General features: G+C 63.7%; 17 protein-coding genes. 9 read left to right on the top strand and 8 right to left on the bottom strand.

The window, feature by feature from the left end; genetic code table 11:
• Nucleotides 1-35 precede the first annotated feature (35 nt).
• Entirely contained in the window at nucleotides 36-788 is a 753-nt protein-coding gene (locus tag FJ934_RS09965; RefSeq protein ID WP_140609221.1) for an SDR family oxidoreductase, read from the top strand.
• 163 nt (nucleotides 789-951) lie between these two features.
• Here FJ934_RS09965 and FJ934_RS09960 read toward each other — a convergent pair whose 3' ends face one another.
• Together FJ934_RS09960 and FJ934_RS09955 are read right to left on the bottom strand one after the other, a co-directional pair.
• Complete coding sequence (locus FJ934_RS09960; RefSeq protein ID WP_140609219.1) at nucleotides 952-2,778, bottom strand: cation:proton antiporter; 1,827 nt, start codon at nucleotides 2,776-2,778, stop codon at nucleotides 952-954.
• Nucleotides 2,779-2,994: 216 nt separating this feature from the next.
• Nucleotides 2,995-3,444: a host attachment family protein gene (locus FJ934_RS09955; protein ID WP_140609217.1), complete on the bottom strand. Its 450-nt coding sequence runs from the start codon at nucleotides 3,442-3,444 to the stop codon at nucleotides 2,995-2,997.
• 369 nt (nucleotides 3,445-3,813) lie between these two features.
• Between FJ934_RS09955 and cysG the strand changes: the two genes are divergently transcribed.
• The 6 genes from cysG to FJ934_RS09925 all read left to right on the top strand — a co-directional run bounded on the left by cysG (nucleotide 3,814) and on the right by FJ934_RS09925 (nucleotide 9,547).
• Complete coding sequence (cysG, locus tag FJ934_RS09950) at nucleotides 3,814-5,259, top strand: siroheme synthase CysG (protein WP_140609215.1); 1,446 nt, start codon at nucleotides 3,814-3,816, stop codon at nucleotides 5,257-5,259.
• Nucleotides 5,256-5,549 carry a DUF2849 domain-containing protein gene (locus FJ934_RS09945; RefSeq protein WP_140609213.1) on the top strand — a complete coding sequence of 98 codons (294 nt, stop codon included), beginning with the start codon at nucleotides 5,256-5,258 and terminating at the stop codon, nucleotides 5,547-5,549. The genes cysG and FJ934_RS09945 overlap by 4 nt, the downstream gene beginning before the upstream one ends.
• 46 nt (nucleotides 5,550-5,595) lie before the next feature.
• Nucleotides 5,596-7,266, top strand: coding sequence for a nitrite/sulfite reductase (locus FJ934_RS09940; protein ID WP_140609211.1), 1,671 nt, complete (start codon nucleotides 5,596-5,598; stop codon nucleotides 7,264-7,266).
• Nucleotides 7,241-8,005, top strand: coding sequence for a phosphoadenylyl-sulfate reductase (locus tag FJ934_RS09935; protein WP_140609209.1), 765 nt, complete (start codon nucleotides 7,241-7,243; stop codon nucleotides 8,003-8,005). Before FJ934_RS09940 ends, FJ934_RS09935 begins: the two co-directional genes overlap by 26 nt.
• Before the next feature lie 169 nt (nucleotides 8,006-8,174).
• Complete coding sequence (locus FJ934_RS09930) at nucleotides 8,175-8,708, top strand: DUF934 domain-containing protein (RefSeq protein ID WP_140609207.1); 534 nt, start codon at nucleotides 8,175-8,177, stop codon at nucleotides 8,706-8,708.
• A 218-nt stretch (nucleotides 8,709-8,926) separates the two neighbouring features.
• Nucleotides 8,927-9,547: a DJ-1/PfpI family protein gene (locus tag FJ934_RS09925; RefSeq protein WP_140609205.1), complete on the top strand. Its 621-nt coding sequence runs from the start codon at nucleotides 8,927-8,929 to the stop codon at nucleotides 9,545-9,547.
• 111 nt (nucleotides 9,548-9,658) lie between these two features.
• Here the strand turns inward: FJ934_RS09925 and FJ934_RS09920 are convergent, their stop codons facing one another.
• On the bottom strand, nucleotides 9,659-10,681 hold the full coding sequence (locus FJ934_RS09920; RefSeq protein WP_140609203.1) for a fatty acid desaturase: 1,023 nt from the start codon (nucleotides 10,679-10,681) through the stop codon (nucleotides 9,659-9,661).
• 93 nt (nucleotides 10,682-10,774) lie between these two features.
• Nucleotides 10,775-10,975, bottom strand: coding sequence for a hypothetical protein (locus FJ934_RS09915; protein ID WP_140609201.1), 201 nt, complete (start codon nucleotides 10,973-10,975; stop codon nucleotides 10,775-10,777).
• Nucleotides 10,976-11,212: 237 nt separating this feature from the next.
• Here FJ934_RS09915 and grpE point away from each other — a divergent pair, with 237 nt between their 5' ends.
• The gene (gene grpE / locus FJ934_RS09910) at nucleotides 11,213-11,845 is read left to right on the top strand and encodes a nucleotide exchange factor GrpE (protein WP_140609199.1); all 633 of its coding nucleotides are present in this window, start codon (nucleotides 11,213-11,215) and stop codon (nucleotides 11,843-11,845) included.
• A gap of 116 nt (nucleotides 11,846-11,961) precedes the next feature.
• Nucleotides 11,962-12,594 (top strand): trimeric intracellular cation channel family protein, encoded by a 633-nt coding sequence (locus tag FJ934_RS09905; protein WP_140609342.1) that lies wholly within the window; start codon nucleotides 11,962-11,964, stop codon nucleotides 12,592-12,594.
• 50 nt (nucleotides 12,595-12,644) lie between these two features.
• Here the strand turns inward: FJ934_RS09905 and FJ934_RS09900 are convergent, their stop codons facing one another.
• From FJ934_RS09900 to lspA, 4 genes are all read right to left on the bottom strand, one after another.
• Nucleotides 12,645-13,520 carry a GNAT family N-acetyltransferase gene (locus FJ934_RS09900; protein WP_181165576.1) on the bottom strand — a complete coding sequence of 292 codons (876 nt, stop codon included), beginning with the start codon at nucleotides 13,518-13,520 and terminating at the stop codon, nucleotides 12,645-12,647.
• 287 nt (nucleotides 13,521-13,807) lie between these two features.
• Nucleotides 13,808-16,102, bottom strand: a complete 2,295-nt coding sequence (locus FJ934_RS09895) for a PAS domain-containing hybrid sensor histidine kinase/response regulator (RefSeq protein ID WP_140609195.1) — start codon at nucleotides 16,100-16,102, stop codon at nucleotides 13,808-13,810.
• A 142-nt stretch (nucleotides 16,103-16,244) separates the two neighbouring features.
• Nucleotides 16,245-17,234 (bottom strand): MDR family oxidoreductase, encoded by a 990-nt coding sequence (locus FJ934_RS09890; protein WP_140609193.1) that lies wholly within the window; start codon nucleotides 17,232-17,234, stop codon nucleotides 16,245-16,247.
• A gap of 56 nt (nucleotides 17,235-17,290) precedes the next feature.
• On the bottom strand, nucleotides 17,291-17,773 hold the full coding sequence (lspA, locus tag FJ934_RS09885; protein ID WP_140609191.1) for a signal peptidase II: 483 nt from the start codon (nucleotides 17,771-17,773) through the stop codon (nucleotides 17,291-17,293).
• Between the last annotated feature and the right edge of the window lie 4 nt (nucleotides 17,774-17,777).

Genomic DNA, 17,777 nt, shown 5'->3' with positions numbered 1-17,777 from the left:
GCGTTCGGCTACATCTCCGGCCCGGAGACCGCGACATGGCTGAACTCGACACCAGAAAAACCATCGTGCTGACCGGCGCCAGCCGCGGCATCGGCCATGCGACGGTCAAACGCTTTTCGCGCGAGGGCTGGCGCGTCATCACCTGCTCGCGCCAGGCCTTTGCCGAGGATTGCCCATGGCCGGCTGGCCCGGAAGACCACATCAAGGTCGACCTCGCCGACCAGGAGGATGTCGGCATTGCGGTCTCGGAGATCCGTCACCGGCTGGAATCGCATGGCGGCCAGTTGCACGCGCTGGTCAACAATGCCGGGATTTCGCCGAAGCTCAAGGACGGCAACAGCCGCATGAACTCGATCGACACGCCCATGCATGTCTGGCGCGATGTGTTCCAGGTCAATTTCTTCGCGCCGATCATGCTGGCGCGCGGCCTGTTCAAGGAGTTGGCGGCGGCCAGGGGCTCGATCGTCAACGTCACCTCGATCGCCGGCACTCGTGTCCATCCCTTCGCCGGCACCGCCTATGCGACCTCGAAGGCGGCCCTCGGCTCGCTGACGCGCGAAATGGCGCATGATTTCGGCCCGCACGGCATCCGCGTCAACGCCATCGCGCCGGGCGAGATCGACACGGCGATCCTGTCGCCGGGCACGGAAAAGATCGTCGAGACCATTCCGCTGCGCCGGCTTGGCACCACTGCGGAAGTCGCCGACATCATCTTCTTCCTGTGCTCGAGCCAGGCGTCCTATGTGACCGGCTCGGAAATCCACATCAATGGCGGCCAGCACGTGTGAGCGAGCCGGTTCGTGGATATGGGCGTTCACGGAAACCAACATCGTTGGGTCGCCGCTGATTTATGAATGGACCGCAAGCCTGAGCATTCGCCAGGCATGCGAGATCCTGGATCGCATCGCTGAATTTATCGGCCCTTCAGGACATAGCTGATCGAAGCGGGCCTCACGATTGTGAAGCGATAGGCGCGGCTCCTGCGCCTTCCGCCATGGCATCGCGAACTGGCTTTTGCCCAGCATGGTTGCCCAATACCTCTTCGACAATGCCACGCGCGATCTCGCGCTCGCCCATGATCACCGTGTCGGCGCCGAGCCCCTTGAGATGGTCGACCTCGGCATCGGAATGGGCGCGGGCGACGACGTTGATGTTGGGATTGGCGGCGCGTGCCCGCAACACGATCTGGCCGGCCTCGAACGCATTGGGGATGGCGAGGATCAGCCGCCTGGCGCTTTCGGGATTGGCGGCGGCGAACACTTCGGCGTTGGCGGCATTGCCGGCCACGGTCTCGATATTGTCAGCTTTCAGCTTTGCCAGTGTCTTGTCGGCGTCCTCGATGACGAGGAAGGGCAGGGCCGCTTCTTTCAGCGCAGTGCCGACAAGACCGCCGACGCGGCCGTAGCCGATCAGGATGGCATGACCGGTGAGCGCCGTCTTCGGTGGTGGGCCGTCTTCCTTTTGAAAAGTCGAGGCAACCGAGGCCACCTGGCCCGGTTCGGTCGCCGGACCGACCGGCTTTGTGTCCGCCGGCGGTGCGGTCCTGGCGGCACGAGTCTCCAGCCACGGCTTCATCCAGTCGATGACCAGGAACATCAGCGGGTTGAGCACGATCGACAGAATGGCGCCGGCAAGGATCAGGTCGCGACCCTGTTCGGGCAATAGTTTCAGCCCGACGCCGAGTTCCGCCAGGATGAAGGAGAATTCGCCGATCTGGGCAAGGCTGGCCGAAATCATCAAGGCCGTGGCCAGGGGATAGCCGAAGGCGACGACGATGACGAACGCCGCCAGCGACTTGCCGATAAGGATGATGGCGAGCGTGGCCAGGATCGGCAGTCCGTTGCTAATCAGGCTGAACGGATCGAACAGCATGCCGACGGAGACGAAGAACAGCACTGAAAAGGCATCGCGCAGCGGCAGCGATTCTTCCGCCGCGCGGTGGCTGAGCTCGGATTCGCTCATGATCATGCCGGCGAAGAAGGCGCCCAGCGCTAGCGACACACCGAACAGCTTGGCCGCGCCGAAGGCGACGCCGAGCGCAATGGCCAGCACCGAGAGACGGAACAGTTCGCGCGACCCGGTATGGGCGACATAGTGCAGGATCCAAGGAATGACCCTGCGGCCGACCACCAGCATGACGATGACGAAGGCGGCGACCTTGGCCAGCGTGATGCCGACGACGCCCCAGATGCCGTAGCTGGCCGGCAGCGACAGCAGGCCGCTCGAATGCACATCCGCCTGCTCCTGGCCACCCAGCACACCGGCAAGCGCCGGCAGCAGCACCAGCGCCAGCACCATGGCCAGATCCTCGACGATCAGCCAGCCGACGGCGATGCGGCCGCGCTCGGTCTCGATCAGGCGGCGCTCCTGCAAGGCACGCAGCAGCACCACGGTCGAGGCCACCGACAGCGCCAGGCCGAACACCACACCCGCGCCCATCGACCAGCCAAGCATCCAGGCAAGCCCGATGCCGAGCAGCGCGGCAAAGCCGATTTGAACGATCGCACCCGGCACGGCGATGGCGCGGACCGACAAAAGATCCTTCAGCGAGAAGTGCAGGCCGACGCCGAACATCAGCAGGATGACGCCGATTTCGGCCAGTTCGTTGGCAAGACTGGCATCGGCGACGAAGCCGGGCGTGTTCGGCCCGACCAGCACACCGGCTACGAGATAGCCGACCAGCGGCGGAATGCGGAAACGGTTGGCGAGAGCGCCGAAGATGAAAGCGAGCCCCAGACCGGCGACGATTGTGGCCATAAGGGGCGTGTCATGCGGCATTGTGTTTTGCGCGCCTTTCAAGCTGGCGATGTCGGATATGCGCCGCCCGGAGCCGCCGCCTCATGCGCAATATGGTGGAAGGGGCGACGGTGACGCAACCCGCAAGGGCGCGAAAAACGGCGGTGGGGCGACAAATACTCGAGCGGGCCGAAAGGTTCCCAGTCCGGTCGAATGCCAGCACGGTGCGCGCCTCCCTGGCCGACGGACCGTCCGCGGTCAGACTGCCTGCAACAGAGCCTCGATCTCAGGGATAGCGTGGTTGGTCATCGTCTTTGGAATTTCCCCCGCGACCTTGTCCTCGACTTCCTTGTGCAGCTTCTTGCGCATGGCGCCGAGCACTATCGGCGGAGCGACGAGAACGATGCTGTCGAAGGCACCGCCATGGGCGAGCTTGTAAAGCCGGCCGGCGATCTCGTCGGCGAAGCGTTCCTTGCCTATGCGGTGCCAGTCGGTATCCTCGACCGCGCTACGGTGCACGGAGGGGCCGTCATTGTATCGGCCGGGGCTGTCGGTCCCTTGCTCGCGCGTGGGCGGGTTTTCCTGCTCCACCACCTGTATGACTTCAAGATTGGGATACTTGCTGTCGCCGACGTTCTTGAGGAAGAGCGCCTTTTCGCCGTCGGCCACCAAAACCCAGATACCGTGCTTCAGCCTGATCGTGTTCATGATAGCGCTCCTTCTTGAGTATGAGACTATTCGGAACGCGTTCCAGCCCGGCAACGTTCCAACCCAAGGTGAACCGAATGCCGTGGCGGCGGACCCCAAAGGTGGGCGGACATCTTTAATCTACAAAAATAGTAGAAATTGGAAAAAACTGTTTTGCGAGGCAGGACGCCGACGGCTAAAATCCGCTAAAATGAAGGCTCGAACCGGCTACTTGACGCCGCCCACTCCCACCGTGAAGAATATTTTTCTCCTGCCTTTCGCCGTTGCGGAAAAGCGATTGCCTGCCATCACCGGATGCGCGAGTGCTTTGCTTCTGGTTTTTCGCGCCCGGGCGTAAAACCGCGACACTGTTCCTGGATTGCGTTTCACATGCCGCAGGTCAATGCCAAGCTCAACGCCTTTCCCGTCTTCGTGCGGGTCAAGGGTGAAGCCGTGGCCATTGTCGGCGGCGGTGATGAGGCGCTGGCCAAGGCACGGCTGATCGGACAGTCGAGCGCGGTCCTGCGCATCATCGCCCAAAATGCCGAACCGGATCTGCTTGCCTTCATCGCCCAGTCCGGTGCCAGCCATATCGCGGCGGCCTACGATGCCTCACAACTTGACGGCGCGGTCATGGTGTTTGCCGCCAGCGGCGATGGGGAGCTTGACCGCCGCGTTGCAGCGGACGCGCGCCGGCTGGGTATTCCGGTCAATGCCGTCGACCGGCCGGAACTCTGCGATTTCTTCACCCCTGCGCTGGTCAATCGCGCGCCGGTCGCCATCGCCATCGGCACCGAAGGGGCAGGCCCGGTGCTTGCCCAGATGCTGCGCAGCCGCATCGACCGCATGCTGTCGCCGTCGTTCGGTGGGCTGGCGGCGCTCGCTGCTTCGTTCCGTGCCGCTGCCGAGAGACTGCCCAAAGGCAATATTCGTCGCCGGTTCTGGAGCGACTTCTTCGGCGGTGCGCCGGCGCGTGCCATAGAGGCTGGCGAGCTTTCGCGAGCGTATGAGGCGGCGACTGATCTGCTCCTGTCGAACGCGCCGGCATCAGGTCACATCGCGCTGGTTGGCGCCGGCCCGGGCGCCGAGGATCTGCTGACGTTGCGGGCGCATCGCCTGCTGATGGAGGCCGATGTCATCGTCCATGACGCGCTGGTGCCGGAGGCGGTTATCGCCATGGGCCGACGTGATGCCGAGCGCCTGGCGGTCGGAAAACGCAAGGGCTGCCATACCAAGAGCCAGGCCGAAATCAATGCGCTGCTGGTGGAACTTGGCCGCCAGGGCAAGCGGGTGGTGCGGCTGAAGTCGGGCGATCCGCTGGTGTTCGGCCGCGCCGGCGAGGAGATGGCGGCACTGCGTGACGCCGGCATCGCCTATGAGGTGGTTCCGGGTGTCACCGCGGCCTTTGCCGCCGCCGCCGATTTCGAGCTGCCGCTCACCTTGCGCGGTGTCTCCTCGTCGATGGTTTTCACCACCGGCCACGATCTGAAGGGCAATTCGCTGCCGGACTGGGCCAGGCTCGCCATTTCCGGCGCCACGGTCGCCGTCTATATGGGCCGCTCGGTCGCGGCCGAGGTTGCCGGCCGGCTGATCGAAGCCGGTCTTTCGCCGGATACGGCGGTCGCCGTGGTCGAGAATGCCAGCCTTGCCAACCGCCGCCGTTTCCATGGCACGCTGGCCGATCTGCCGTCGCTGGAAGCACGGGCCGATCTTTCCGGCCCGGTCATGACCATTATCGGCGACGCTGTCGCTGGGGCCAATTTCGAGCGATCCGAGCCGCTCGCGGCACACAGGATTGCAGGTGCGTCCGTCGCTGCCGAAGGAGTTCAGCCATGAAGATATTGACCGCCAATCGCCTCGGCGACGGCATTGCCGTCTGGTACGCCGATGGCGGCTGGGCAGAGACGGTGGATCAGGCGGACCCTGCCCACGATAAGGCGGCCGAGGATCGCCTGGAGGCGATCGGCGCCAGGGCGTTTGCCGCCAACGAGGTGGTCGACGTCAACCTGATCGACGCGGAAATCGTTGACGGCGTGGTCGAGCCCGTGCGGCTGCGCGAGAAGATCCGCGCCGCGGGCCCGACGATCCGTGGCGATCTCGGCAAGCAGGCCGAGCGGACAGCCTAGCCAGAATACCAAATGAAACGGGCGGACGCGCCCTGAAAGACGAAGCATGTACCGTTACGATGAGTTCGACCACGATTTTGTCCAGGCCCGCGTCGCCGAGTTCAGCGACCAGGTCCAGCGCCGGCTGTCCGGCGAGATCACCGAGGACCAGTTCCGGCCGCTGCGGCTGATGAACGGCGTCTATCTGCAACTGCACGCCTATATGCTGCGCATAGCGGTGCCCTATGGCACGCTGAACGGCAAGCAGTTGCGCATGCTCGGCCACATCGCCCGCAAATATGACAAGGGCTACGGACATTTCACCACGCGTCAGAACATTCAGTTCAACTGGCCGGCGCTGTCGGACATTCCGGCGATCCTGGCTGATCTGGCAAGTGTGGAGATGCACGCCATCCAGACCAGCGGCAATTGCATTCGCAACGTTACCGCCGACCATTTTGCCGGGGCTGCCGCCGACGAGGCCGCCGATCCGCGTCCCTATGCGGAGATCCTGCGGCAATGGTCGTCAGTGCATCCGGAATTCTCGTTCCTGCCCAGAAAATTCAAGATCGCGGTGACGGGTGCCGAGCGCGACCGTGCCGCCATCCAGACGCATGACATCGGGCTGCATCTGAAGAAGAACGCCGCCGGCGAGCTCGGCTTCGCCGTCTATATCGGTGGCGGTCAGGGCCGCACGCCGATGGTGGCGCGAAAAATCCGTGACTTCCTGCCGGAAGCCGACCTTCTGTCCTACTGCACGGCGATCCTGCGCGTTTACAACCTCTATGGCCGCCGCGACAACAAGTACAAGGCGCGCATCAAGATCCTCGTCCATGAGACCGGCGTCGAGGAAATCACCCGTCAGGTCGAGGCCGAGTGGCAGGAGTTGAAGGACGCCGAGCTTAAACTGCCTGAGGCCGACATCCGCGCCATCGAGGCCTATTTCGCGCCGCCGGCACTGACCGGGCGGCCGGGTGGCGACGAGGCCGTCAAGCTGGCTCGCCTCGATTCCAAGGGTTTCTCGGAGTGGCTCGACCAGAATGTGGTGACGCACCGCCATCCCGACTACGCGGCGGTGACGATTTCGCTCAAGGGCATCGGCGACGTGCCGGGCGACGCCTCGGACAGCCAGATGGAAGCGGTGGCTGACATCGCCGAAAAATACGCCTTCGACGAGCTTCGCGTCAGCCATGAGCAGAACCTGATCCTGCCGCATGTGGCGCGCGCCGACCTCAAGGCGGTCTATGACGCCCTTGTCGACATTGGCCTGGCGACGGCCAATTCCAACCTGATCTCGGACATCATCTCGTGCCCGGGCCTCGACTATTGCGCGCTGGCGACCGCACGCTCGATCCCGATCGCACAGGAAATCTCGCGCCGTTTCGCCTCGCTGGAGCGGCAGCGCGAGATCGGGGAACTGAAGCTGAAGATCTCAGGCTGCATCAATGCCTGCGGCCATCACCATGTCGGCCATATCGGCATCCTCGGCGTCGAGAAGAAGGGCTCCGAGCTCTATCAGGTCACACTCGGCGGCTCGGCCGACGAGAACACATCGGTCGGCGAGATCATCGGCCGCGGCTTCTCGTCGGAAGAGATCACCGATGCCATCGAGACGATCGTCGACACCTATCTCGGTCTTCGGACCGACCCACAGGAAAAATTCATCGACGCCTACCGCCGTGTCGGTCCCGCGCCGTTCAAGGAGGCGCTCTATGCTGGCGAAGCCAAGGCCGCTTGACCGCATTGTCGATGTCGATGATGGCGTCGCCGCCAAGGCGGCGGGGCTCGACGCGCTCTATGGCCATTTGAAGCCGCTCGAGATCATCGAACGCGCGGCCGGCGAACTGTTCCGCGACGAAATCGCGGCCGTGTCGTCTTTCGGCGCTGATTCCGCCGTGCTGCTGCACATGATCGCCGAGATCGACCGGTCGCTACCGGTCATCTTCCTCGACACCGGCAAGCATTTCGAGGAGACGCTCGGCTACCGCGACGCGCTCGTCGCCGATTTCGGGCTGACCAACATCCAGGTCATCAAGCCGGAGGAGGCTGCACTCGAGCGGATCGACCCGACGGGCAATCTCCACCAGAGCGACACCGATGCCTGCTGCAATGTGCGCAAGGTCGAGCCGCTGGCGCGTGGGGCCGCACCCTTTCGCGCCTGGTTGACCGGGCGCAAGCGCTTCCAGGCTTCGACACGGGCAGCACTTCCGGTGTTCGAGGCGGTCGGCCCGCGCATCCGCATCAATCCGCTGGCGCATTGGACGACATCGGATCAGGCGGACTATATGCGCGCGCATGTGCTGCGCGAAAATCCGCTCGTCGCCTACGGCTATCTCTCGATCGGCTGCTTCCCGTGCACGCAGCCGGTGCAGCCGGGCGAGGACGCGCGCAGCGGCCGCTGGGCAGGTCATGCCAAGACCGAGTGCGGCATTCATCTGTCGGGGCTGGAAGTTTCGCTGACCGACGCATCACTATAGGGTATGTTGCAATTCAGGTGAGGCCGGTCTGCAAACGGCTGCTTCCTGCGCTTCCGGTGCTCACGTACTTCAAGTACGCTCCGCTCCGGTTCTCGGAAGCAGCCGTTTTCGACGTGGCCTGACCTGAATTTCAACACACCCTTGAGCTCTTCGAATTTTGGGAATTTTGATGACTGGACCGACGACACCGGAGACCCGGCTCTGGACCCCGGAGGGTTTTCGCGAGGACGAGTGGGCTCATGCCGAAAACGCGGACGCGCTTTCCGGCAATGGCCGCTTCATCCTGCCGCTGCAGCCGTTCCTCGATCTTGATCCGGAGGTGCGCCTTTCCGCCAGGGAGCGGCTCGGCGTCCTGCTGCAGCCCGGCGACCAGCTCGAGAAGATCGCCGACCTGCTCGACCAGCTGTCGCTGGTGGCGCTCGCTTTCCCGGCCTTCAGCGACGGTCGCTCCTTCTCCAAGGGCGAATTGCTGCGCAGCCGCTACCATTTCGAAGGCGCGGTGCGCGCCACCGGGCAGGTTCTGGTCGACCAGTTGCCGCATATGCTGCGGCTCGGCTTCGACGAATTCGAGATCTCGAACCCTGTGCTGTTGAAGCGCCTGGAAGAGGGCCGCACAGGCGGATTGGGACTCTATTACCAGCCAGCCGCGGTGCCGGAACCCAAAGGCCCAAAATATTCGTGGCGGCGCGTGCGCTCTAGCTGACGTGAGCTTGTCCTCCATGCCACCTCTTGCGGCAGTCTGGTCGAACTAGGTGAACCCGTTTCAGTCGAGGTGATAGCACCGCGTCTGAGAGAGGTGGAATTTTGCCAAACTGGTCCGACCAATTTTGCGTTTCTCTCTTTCCCAAAGCACGTCTTGGCCGTAGGATGGCATTATTATTTCGTGATCCGAAATAAATGGCCACAAGGGAGGAACCGGGAATGGCTGGCAAGAAGATACTGATGCTCGTTGGCGAGTTCAGCGAGGAATATGAGATTTTCGTTTTCGAACAGGCGATGCATGCCGTCGGACACACCGTCCATGTCGTGTGCCCGGACAAGAAAGCGGGCGATGTCCTGAAGACCTCGCTGCACGACTTCGAAGGCCACCAGACCTACACGGAAAAGCTCGGCCACGACTACATCCTCAACAAGACGTTTGCCGAGGTGGATCCGGCCAAATACGACGCCGTCTACGCGGCCGGCGGGCGCGGACCGGAATACATCCGCATCGACAAGCGGGTGCAGGCGCTGGTGCGGCATTTCCACGAGGGCGGCAAGCCGATCTTCACCATCTGCCATGGGGTGCAGATCCTGATCGCGGTCGATGGCGTGGTAAGGGGCAGGGAAGTGGCCGCGCTCCACTATTGCGAACCGGAAGTGACGCTGGCCGGCGGCATCTACATCGATGTCGCGCCGACCGGCGCCCATGTCGACGGCAATCTGGTGTCGGCCAAGGGCTGGCCCGGCCTATCCAACTTCATCCGCGAATGCCTGAAGGTGCTGGGCACGGAAATCCGCCACGGCGAGATGCTGATGCGCGACGAGCGTCAGGCGGCCTGAGGTTAAGATCCAAGGTATCGTTCGCTTTCAAATCACATTGAAGGCCCGGCGCTGCCCCTCATCCGCCTGCCGGCACCTTCTCCCTGTATAGCGACGGGGAGAAGGCAGACTCTATACCGCCGCCCGCGCCTCACGGAACGACACCAGCTTGCGGCGGTTTTCGTCCCACAATGCGAGTTTGACGCAGCGCAAGCTCTCGAGCAGCGTGACGCGACCGATGCCGCGCAGCTCCGGATAATCGCGCAGCACTTCCTGCAGACGGTAGCCCGGCACCTTGGCGGAGAGGTGGTGTACGTGGTGGACGCCGATATTGCCGGTGAACCAGTTCAGCACCGGCGGCAAATCGTAATAGGACGAGCCGTGCAAGGCGGCGCGCTGGAATTCCCATTCGTCATCCTTTGCCCATTCCGTCTCCTCGAACTGGTGCTGGACATAGAACAGCCAGATGCCGGCCGAACCGGCGAGAATGACGATCGGCAGATGGACAATCAGAAACGCACCGGGGCCAACGGCCCAGATGAGCAAGGCCGCCGCAAGCGCGATGGCGAGATTGGTGGTCATTGACGACACCCAGGGCGTCAGCCCGACACGCATCATGCCGACAGGCAGCCTTTGCGAGAAGATGAACAGCCAGATCGGCCCGAGACCGAACATCACCAGCGGATGGCGGTAAAGCCGATAGGCCAGGCGGCCACGCCAGGACATCCGCCGGTATTCGGCAACGGTCAGGGTCCGGATGTCGCCCATGCCGCGCTCGTCGAGATTGCCGGCGCCGGCATGATGTGTCGCGTGGGCACGGCGCCAGCAGTCGTAGGGCGTCAGCGTCAGGACGCCGAGCGCGCGGCCGATCCAGTCGTCGGCAACACGATTGGCGAAGAAGGAACCATGGCCGCAATCATGCTGGATCATGAAGATGCGCACCAGGAACCCGGCCGCCGGAAGGATGAGGACCAGCCCCCACCAATGGCCATAGGCATAGGCGGCCGAAGAGAGCGCCCAGAGCGTGGCAAATGGAATGAGGGTGATGGCGAGTTCGATGGCACTGCGCCGCCGGTCCGGCTTCTTGTAGCGCGCCAGAATCTTCAGCCAGGCGCGCTTGCTGTTAGCGGCCGCGTCGGGGGAAATCATGTTCATCACGAACCATAGGCGGGGCGTGCCGCCGCCGCAAGGCGACTATCACGCGAAATTACCGCGCGTAATTGTCGCGTAAGAATCCTGGCGAGAGCCTTAGTGGCGTCGCCAGCTTACGTCCCCATCCTCCAATCGGTCGAGGCGGTCGAGCAATTGCCTGAAGCGGTCGGGAATGTCGGCCTCGGTGCGGAAAGCCGGCAAGGTGCGCAAAAAACGGGTCATCGCCTCGGCACCAAGCTGGCGCCGGACCTCCGTGGCGAGCCGTTCTCCCTTTTCAGCCTTGTTGCGGGTCATCATTTCAAAATCCTATGTCGGTTCCGAAACTCCTCCAGCAAGGGAATGGTTCCCGCATCACGCCCTTGTGGCAAGCAAAGCTGGCAAGTACGGTAAAATTTGAATTAAAATCGAAGTATCACCGCCGGTCACGGCTTAGTGCCGGCCAAAGGCCGAGGGGCGCTTACCCCTTGATTTTTGGCCGCCGAACCTCGATATCGGGCACAAAATCCAGACCATTCGAGATAACGGGAAACGGCGATGAGCGACCAGGCAAAAGACGAACGCGTGCCCAGTGAAGCGGAGGCGGCCGAGGCCAATGCCGAGCGCACGGAAGGCAGCATCGATGGCGACTATGAAGCGCTTGTGCGGCTGCTGAAGGAAAATGAAGAGCTGAAGGACCGCGCTTTGCGTGTCGCGGCCGAGATGGAGAACCTGCGCCGCCGCACCGCGCGCGACGTGCACGACGCGCGCACCTATGCGGTTGCGAATTTCGCGCGCGACATGCTGTCGGTGTCGGACAATCTGCGCCGCGCGCTCGACGCCATTCCCGCCGAGGCCAAGGCATCTGGTGATGCCGGTTTCAAGGCACTGATCGAAGGCGTCGACCTGACCGAACGCGCCATGCTGTCGGCGCTGGAACGGCATGGAGTCAAGAAACTCGCTCCGGAGGGCGAGAAGTTCGATCCCAATTTCCACCAGGCGATGTTCGAAGTGCCCAATCCCGATGTGCCGGCCAATACGGTGGTCCAAGTCGTGCAGCCAGGCTATTCGATCGGGGAGCGCGTGCTGCGCCCGGCCATGGTCGGCGTCGCCAAGGGCGGACCCAAGATCGCCGCCGAGGCACCCGTCGAGCCGGGGCCGGTCAATGAGCAGGCCGAGAAGGACGCGTAGTAAGGGAATAGGCAGTAGGCAGTAGGCAGTACGGAACTAAGGAGACGTATCAATCGCACGGCTTCGTGCTATTCATACGCCAATCCCTAATCCCCACCGCCTACTGCCTCATGTCTTTGAATCCCATCGCCCTTCTCGATTATGCCGGCGTTGCTGTTTTTGCGGCGACCGGGGCGTTGGCCGCGTCTCGCAAACAGCTCGACATTATCGGGTTCTTGTTTCTGGCCAGCATTACCGGGATCGGCGGCGGCACCTTTCGCGACCTCATCCTCAATGTGCCTGTCTTCTGGGTGGTGAACCGCGACTATGTGCTGATTTGCGCTATCGTGGCGGTCCTGGTCTTCTTCACCGCGCATCGGGTCGAGTCCCGTTACAAACTGCTGCTGTGGCTCGACGCCATCGGGCTTGCAGCCTTTTCGGTGATGGGCGCGGCGAAGGGGCTGGCAATCACCGGTTCGCCGGTGGTTTCGATCATCACCGGCATGCTGACCGCGACCTTCGGCGGCATATTGCGCGATCTCCTGGCTGGGGAACCTTCGGTGCTGCTGAGGCCGGAGATCTATGTCACGGCCGCTCTGGCGGGCGCCGCCATCTTCACCCTGGGCGATGTCGCCGGATTGCCGCAGATTGTCTCCGGTTTGGCCGGCTTCGCCGTGGCGTTCGCCGTGCGTGGTGGTGCGCTGCGCTTTGGCTGGGCGTTTGCGTCCTACAAGAGCCGGCCCGGCCGGCGGCCCGAAGACATTCCGTAAGGGTGACTAGGGATTAGTCAGTAGTCAGTGGTGGTTATCACTGCTGCTCACTAGGCCGCGAAGCGCTGCGCTTCTCCGCCATAATAGTTGACGTAGCGGGCACCGATCTCCTTGACCGGCATCACCACGAAGACGTCGACCGTCGAGAATTCGCGATCGATGACGCAGCCGTCGCCGATGCGGGCGCCGACTCGCAGATAACCCTTGACCAAGGGCGGCATCGCCGCGATTGCCGCCTTGGCGTTGACCGCCTCGATCGGCATCAGGTCCATGGAGCAATAGCGCCCGGATACGGCGCGCACATCCCAGGCCGAGTTGGTCCGGCAGTGATGGGCAAGATAGGTGAGCGCCTCGGCATGCGCGGCCGGCACGGTGCCGTGGAAGGAAGCGCAGCCGGTCATCACGCCGATCTCGTAGTGATTGATGTAGGCCCAGATGCCCTGCCACAGCGCCTCGATGGTGCGCTTCGACCGGTACTCGGGCAAAACACAGGAACGGCCGAGTTCGAGAAAACGCTGGCCGGGATGACGGGCGATGAGCTTGGTCAGCTCGAATTCGCCTTCGGAATAGAAGCCTCCGGCAGCGGCCGCGATCTCTTGCCGCAGCAGGCGGTAGGTGCCGACGATGCGGCGGTGCTCGGGACCGGAAATCGAATTGTCGAAGACAAGCAAATGATCGCAGAGCGGATCGAACCGGTCGGCGTCACGCCGATCCTGCGCCTGGAACAGATCCTTCCTGGCGCCAAGCTCGTCGTAGAAAACACGGTAGCGCACTTCCTGCGCGGCCGCGATCTCGGCCTCGTTGCGGGCAAGCCGCACTTCGAGGTTGCCGATACGGCCGAGCGCTGCGCCCTTCATGACGGAATCGACGTTACGCCCGGCGAGCAAGGCGCTGCTGGCGTTCGGCCGAGTGTCACATTCCGGCATAACTGTATGCACGAGTGATTCTCCTTCGAGCCATCCCTCTTGGCACGGGGATACGGTGTAGGTGCAACAGGATTGTGACAGTACCGTGATACGCCGTCGCGGGCAATACTTCGTCGGCTGGCGAAAACGGTCAACCGGCTATGTTCGGTGAGCAGAGTCGAGGCGCCCCGCGTCCGCACGGATCGAGGCGACGCGCCTCAAGCCATTGTTTTCATGGATGTCATCCTCACGGAACCAGGGCCGCTCTAAGGCGACATGCATTCGCGGCGCGGCCGGAAAAAAACAGCTCAGGCGGCCACCTGGCTCTCGACGGCGGTGACCAGGGCGTCCGGGTCCAGCGGCTTGGTCACGAAGCCGCTGGCGCCATGGGCGAGCACGGCATGGCGGGTCTTTTCCTGGCTGTCGGCTGACAGCACCATGATCGGCACGGGCGCCACGGCCGTTTCCTCCTCATGGCGGCGTATGGCCGCAATTGCGTCCAACCCGTCCATGACCGGCATATGCAGGTCCATCAGCACCACGTCGAAGCGGTGCTTATGTCCGGCGCTGGTGATGGCCTCGACGGCGGCCTTGCCGTTGCCGACCACCTTGACGCGATGCCCGGCCTTCAACAGCGTGGCGCGCGCCAGCATGGCATTGATGTCGTTGTCTTCGGCGATCAGCACGGAAAGGCCCTGCTGGCGCTCGCCGGCGGCGCAAAGCGCCGGGATGCGGCGCATTTCCGGATGGGGCTGGGCCAGAGCCGACGCATGGTTGCTCAAAAGCACACGCAAAAGTGTTCCTCCGCGCACCGGCCGGGCCAGGAAGGTCGCGTAGCCGCTGGCGCGGAATTCGCCAAGCATGCCGCGGTCGGTCGGCGCGATCAGCGTGACGGCTTCGCAATCGGAAAGGCCGCTTTGGCGCAACCGCTTGAGCAGACGTCCGTCGCTCTCCTCCATGGCCGCGTCGACCAGAAGCACGTCGCAGGCATCGGCAAAGGACGCGGCCTGCGCCACGGTGGTGGCGATCCCGGCGGTGCCGCCATTGGTGCGGATGGTGCGGGCGATGGCGTCGGCTTCAACGGTGTTCTTCGACAGGATCACCGCGCGCCTGCCGGCAAGGGCATTGAGCCGGCCCTGTGGCGCCTCGGTGGCTGCCATGGCCGGGATTTCGAAGACGAATTCCGATCCCTGGCCAAGCCGGCTGGAGACCGAGATCGTGCCGCCCATGGCAGCCACCAGGCGCTTGGAGATGGCAAGTCCAAGACCGGCCCCGCCATGGGCGCGCGTCGACGTGCCGTCGGCCTGCTCGAATTCCTCGAAGATGCGCTCCATGTCCTCGTCGCGCAGGCCGGGACCGGTGTCGGCGATGGTGAAGCAGATGCGGTCGCTGGTCTCGGTGCGGGCACGCGCCACGCTGACCAGCACGCCGCCGCTGTCGGTGAACTTGATGGCGTTGCCGATGAGGTTGAGCAGCACCTGCCTGACCCGGCCCGGATCGGCGGTGATCATTTGCGGTACGTCCGGCTCGACGTGACAACCGAGGCCGATATCCTTGGCGAAGGCGCGCGCCGCCAGCAGTTCGATGATGTTCTCGGCGATCTCGCGCACCGACATGGGCTGCGGTTCCGGATCGAAGCGTCCAGCCTCGATCTTGGAATAGTCGAGCAGGTCCTCGATCAGGGCGAGCAGGGCGCTGGCGGAGGTCGAGATGGCGCCGACATAGGTCTGCTGCTCCGCCGACAGGCTGGTGTCGGCCAAGAGCCTCGCCATGCCCATGATGCCGTTCATCGGCGTGCGGATTTCATGGCTGACGGTGGCGAGAAAGCGCGATTTGGCCTGGCTGGCATACTCGGCTCGCTCGCGCGCTGTAATCAGCGAGGATTCGGCGCGCTTGCGGGCGGTGATGTCGCGGGCGATGGCGCGATGCGAAACCGCGCCGCTGTCCTTCTCGCGCACCGACAGCTCGATCCACGAGAACCAGCGCGGGCCGCTCGGCGTACGGATGGCGACGTCGGTGGAGCTCAGGCACTCGTGATCGGAAAAGGCGGCATCGGGAACGATGCCGACTTCGATGCCGAGTTCGGCCAACGTCTTTCCGGCAAGGTCGCGCTGATCGGTACCGACCAGATCGGCGAACACCTTGTTGGCATAGACGATGTAACCGTCGCGATCGCGGTGGATGACGAGGTCGCCAAGCGCGTCGATGAGACCGCGAAAGCGCTCCTCGCTTTCCTGCATCTCCCACATGCGGTCGGCCAGCGTCTCGATCTCGGCGCGGCTGCGGGCAGTGGTCTCGTCAAACAGCACTGCGGTACGATGGACGCGACGTCTGGCGTGCAGATGCATGGCAAGGCCAGCGAGGCCGGTCGCCAGCAGCGCGAGGCTGATGAAGATCGGCGCGCCGGTCAGATGCGACAGGCCCGCCAGCGCCAGGATGACAACGAAAGTCAGGAGCGGCAGGCCTTGCTGCCTGGCCAATTGCTGTTCGGGTACCAGCGGTGGCGCGGCGACAAACCGCCGTGCCGCCATCGGCGCCGGCGCGGATACCGCATCGGCGTCGTCGCCAGTGTCCGCCCGTTGGCTGCCGGATTCCGCGATCATGCGAAATCCTTGCCAGACAGAGATTATGGAAGATTGCGGCGGATCGTTCGAATTTTAGCAGATAGGGCATTTTGTCCTGGCAGCGGAGGGTCCGCTACCAGATTCGGCAATTCCGTCCGCCGCCAGCGATAGGCGAGGCCGGTCACATGTCGACGACGACGCGTCCGCGGATCTTGCCGTCGACGATATCGCGTGCCGCATCGATGATGCCGTCGAAGCCGATGGCCGTGGACAGGTTGGCAAGCTTCTTCAAGTCGAGATCGGTGCCGATGCGACGCCAGGCCTCGAGGCGCACGGCCTTCGGCGCCATCACCGAATCGATGCCGAGCAGCGAGACGCCGCGCAGGATGAAGGGGGCGACACTTGCCGGCAGGTCCATGCCGCCGGCCAGGCCGCAGGCGGCGATGGCACCGCCATAGGAAGTCATCGAGAGAACGTTGGCCAGCGTGTGACTGCCGACCGAATCGACGCCGCCGGCCCAGCGCTCCTTGGCCAGCGGTTTGGCGGGCTGGTTGAGCTCGTCGCGCGATATCACCTCGGCGGCGCCGAGGTTGATCAGATAGGGGCTTTCGGCATTGCGGCCCGTGGACGCAACGACATGGTAGCCGAGGCTGGACAGGATCGAGATCGCGACCGAACCGACGCCGCCGGCCGCGCCCGTCACCACCACGGGGCCGCGATCGGGCAGGATGCCGTGCCGTTCCAGCGCCATGACAGAAAGCATGGCGGTGTAGCCAGCGGTGCCGACCGCCATCGCATCGTGCGGGCTCATGCCTTTCGGCAGCGGCACCAGCCAGTCACCGTTGACACGGGCGCGCGCCGCATAGGCGCCGAAATGGGTCTCGCCGACGCCCCAGCCGTTCAGGATGACCTTGTCTCCCTTGCGCCAGTCGGGATTGGAAGAGGAGATGACGGTGCCGGCGAAGTCGATGCCCGGCACCAGCGGCCAGCGGCGGACCACCGGCGCCTTGCCGGTAATGGCCAGTCCATCCTTGTAGTTCACCGTCGTCGCCTCGACCGCGACGGTGACGTCGCCCTCCATCAGGTCGGCGTCGGTGAGGTCCGTCACGGCTACCGACTGCTTTTTGTCGGCGTCGCGCGAAACGAGGATGGCTTTGAAGGTTTCGGACATCTTTTTCTCCGCGAGCTTGCTTGTCGGGGTGACTGTGCGGCGATGGCCGCGTCGGGTCAATCGTTCGAAGGCGTGGGCTCGCGCCGCCAGCCGATGAGTTCGTCGAAGACGACGAGTGCCGCGCCCACCGAAATGAGGGCGTCGGCGAGGTTGAAGACGGCAAAGGACCAGACCGGCGTGTGAAACAGGATGTAATCGATGACGTGGCCGTAGACGGCGCGGTCGATCAAATTGCCCAGCGCACCGCCGATGATCAGTGCAAAGCCGGTGCGGGCGACGACATGACCTGACGGCGTGCGGGTGGCGAGATAAAGTACGAAGGCGACGACCAGCACGGCGATGACCACCAGGCCAGTGTCGCCGAAGGAGGAGAACATCGAGAAGGCGATGCCGGTGTTGTAGGTGCGAAACAGCGCCAGGAACGGCAACAGATCGAGCTTTTCCTGGAAGGGCAGCCCGGCTTCGACCAGATGTTTTATCCATTGGTCGAGCGCGATGGCCACGATGACGAGCAGGGCGTAGGGAGACCACGATTTCAAGGTT

It is taken from the genome of Mesorhizobium sp. B2-4-12 (genome assembly GCF_006441575.1).
Lineage (GTDB): Bacteria > Pseudomonadota > Alphaproteobacteria > Rhizobiales > Rhizobiaceae > Mesorhizobium.
The sequence above is the reverse complement of the archived record's forward strand: the minus strand, read 5'-3'. Positions and strand labels throughout refer to the sequence as shown.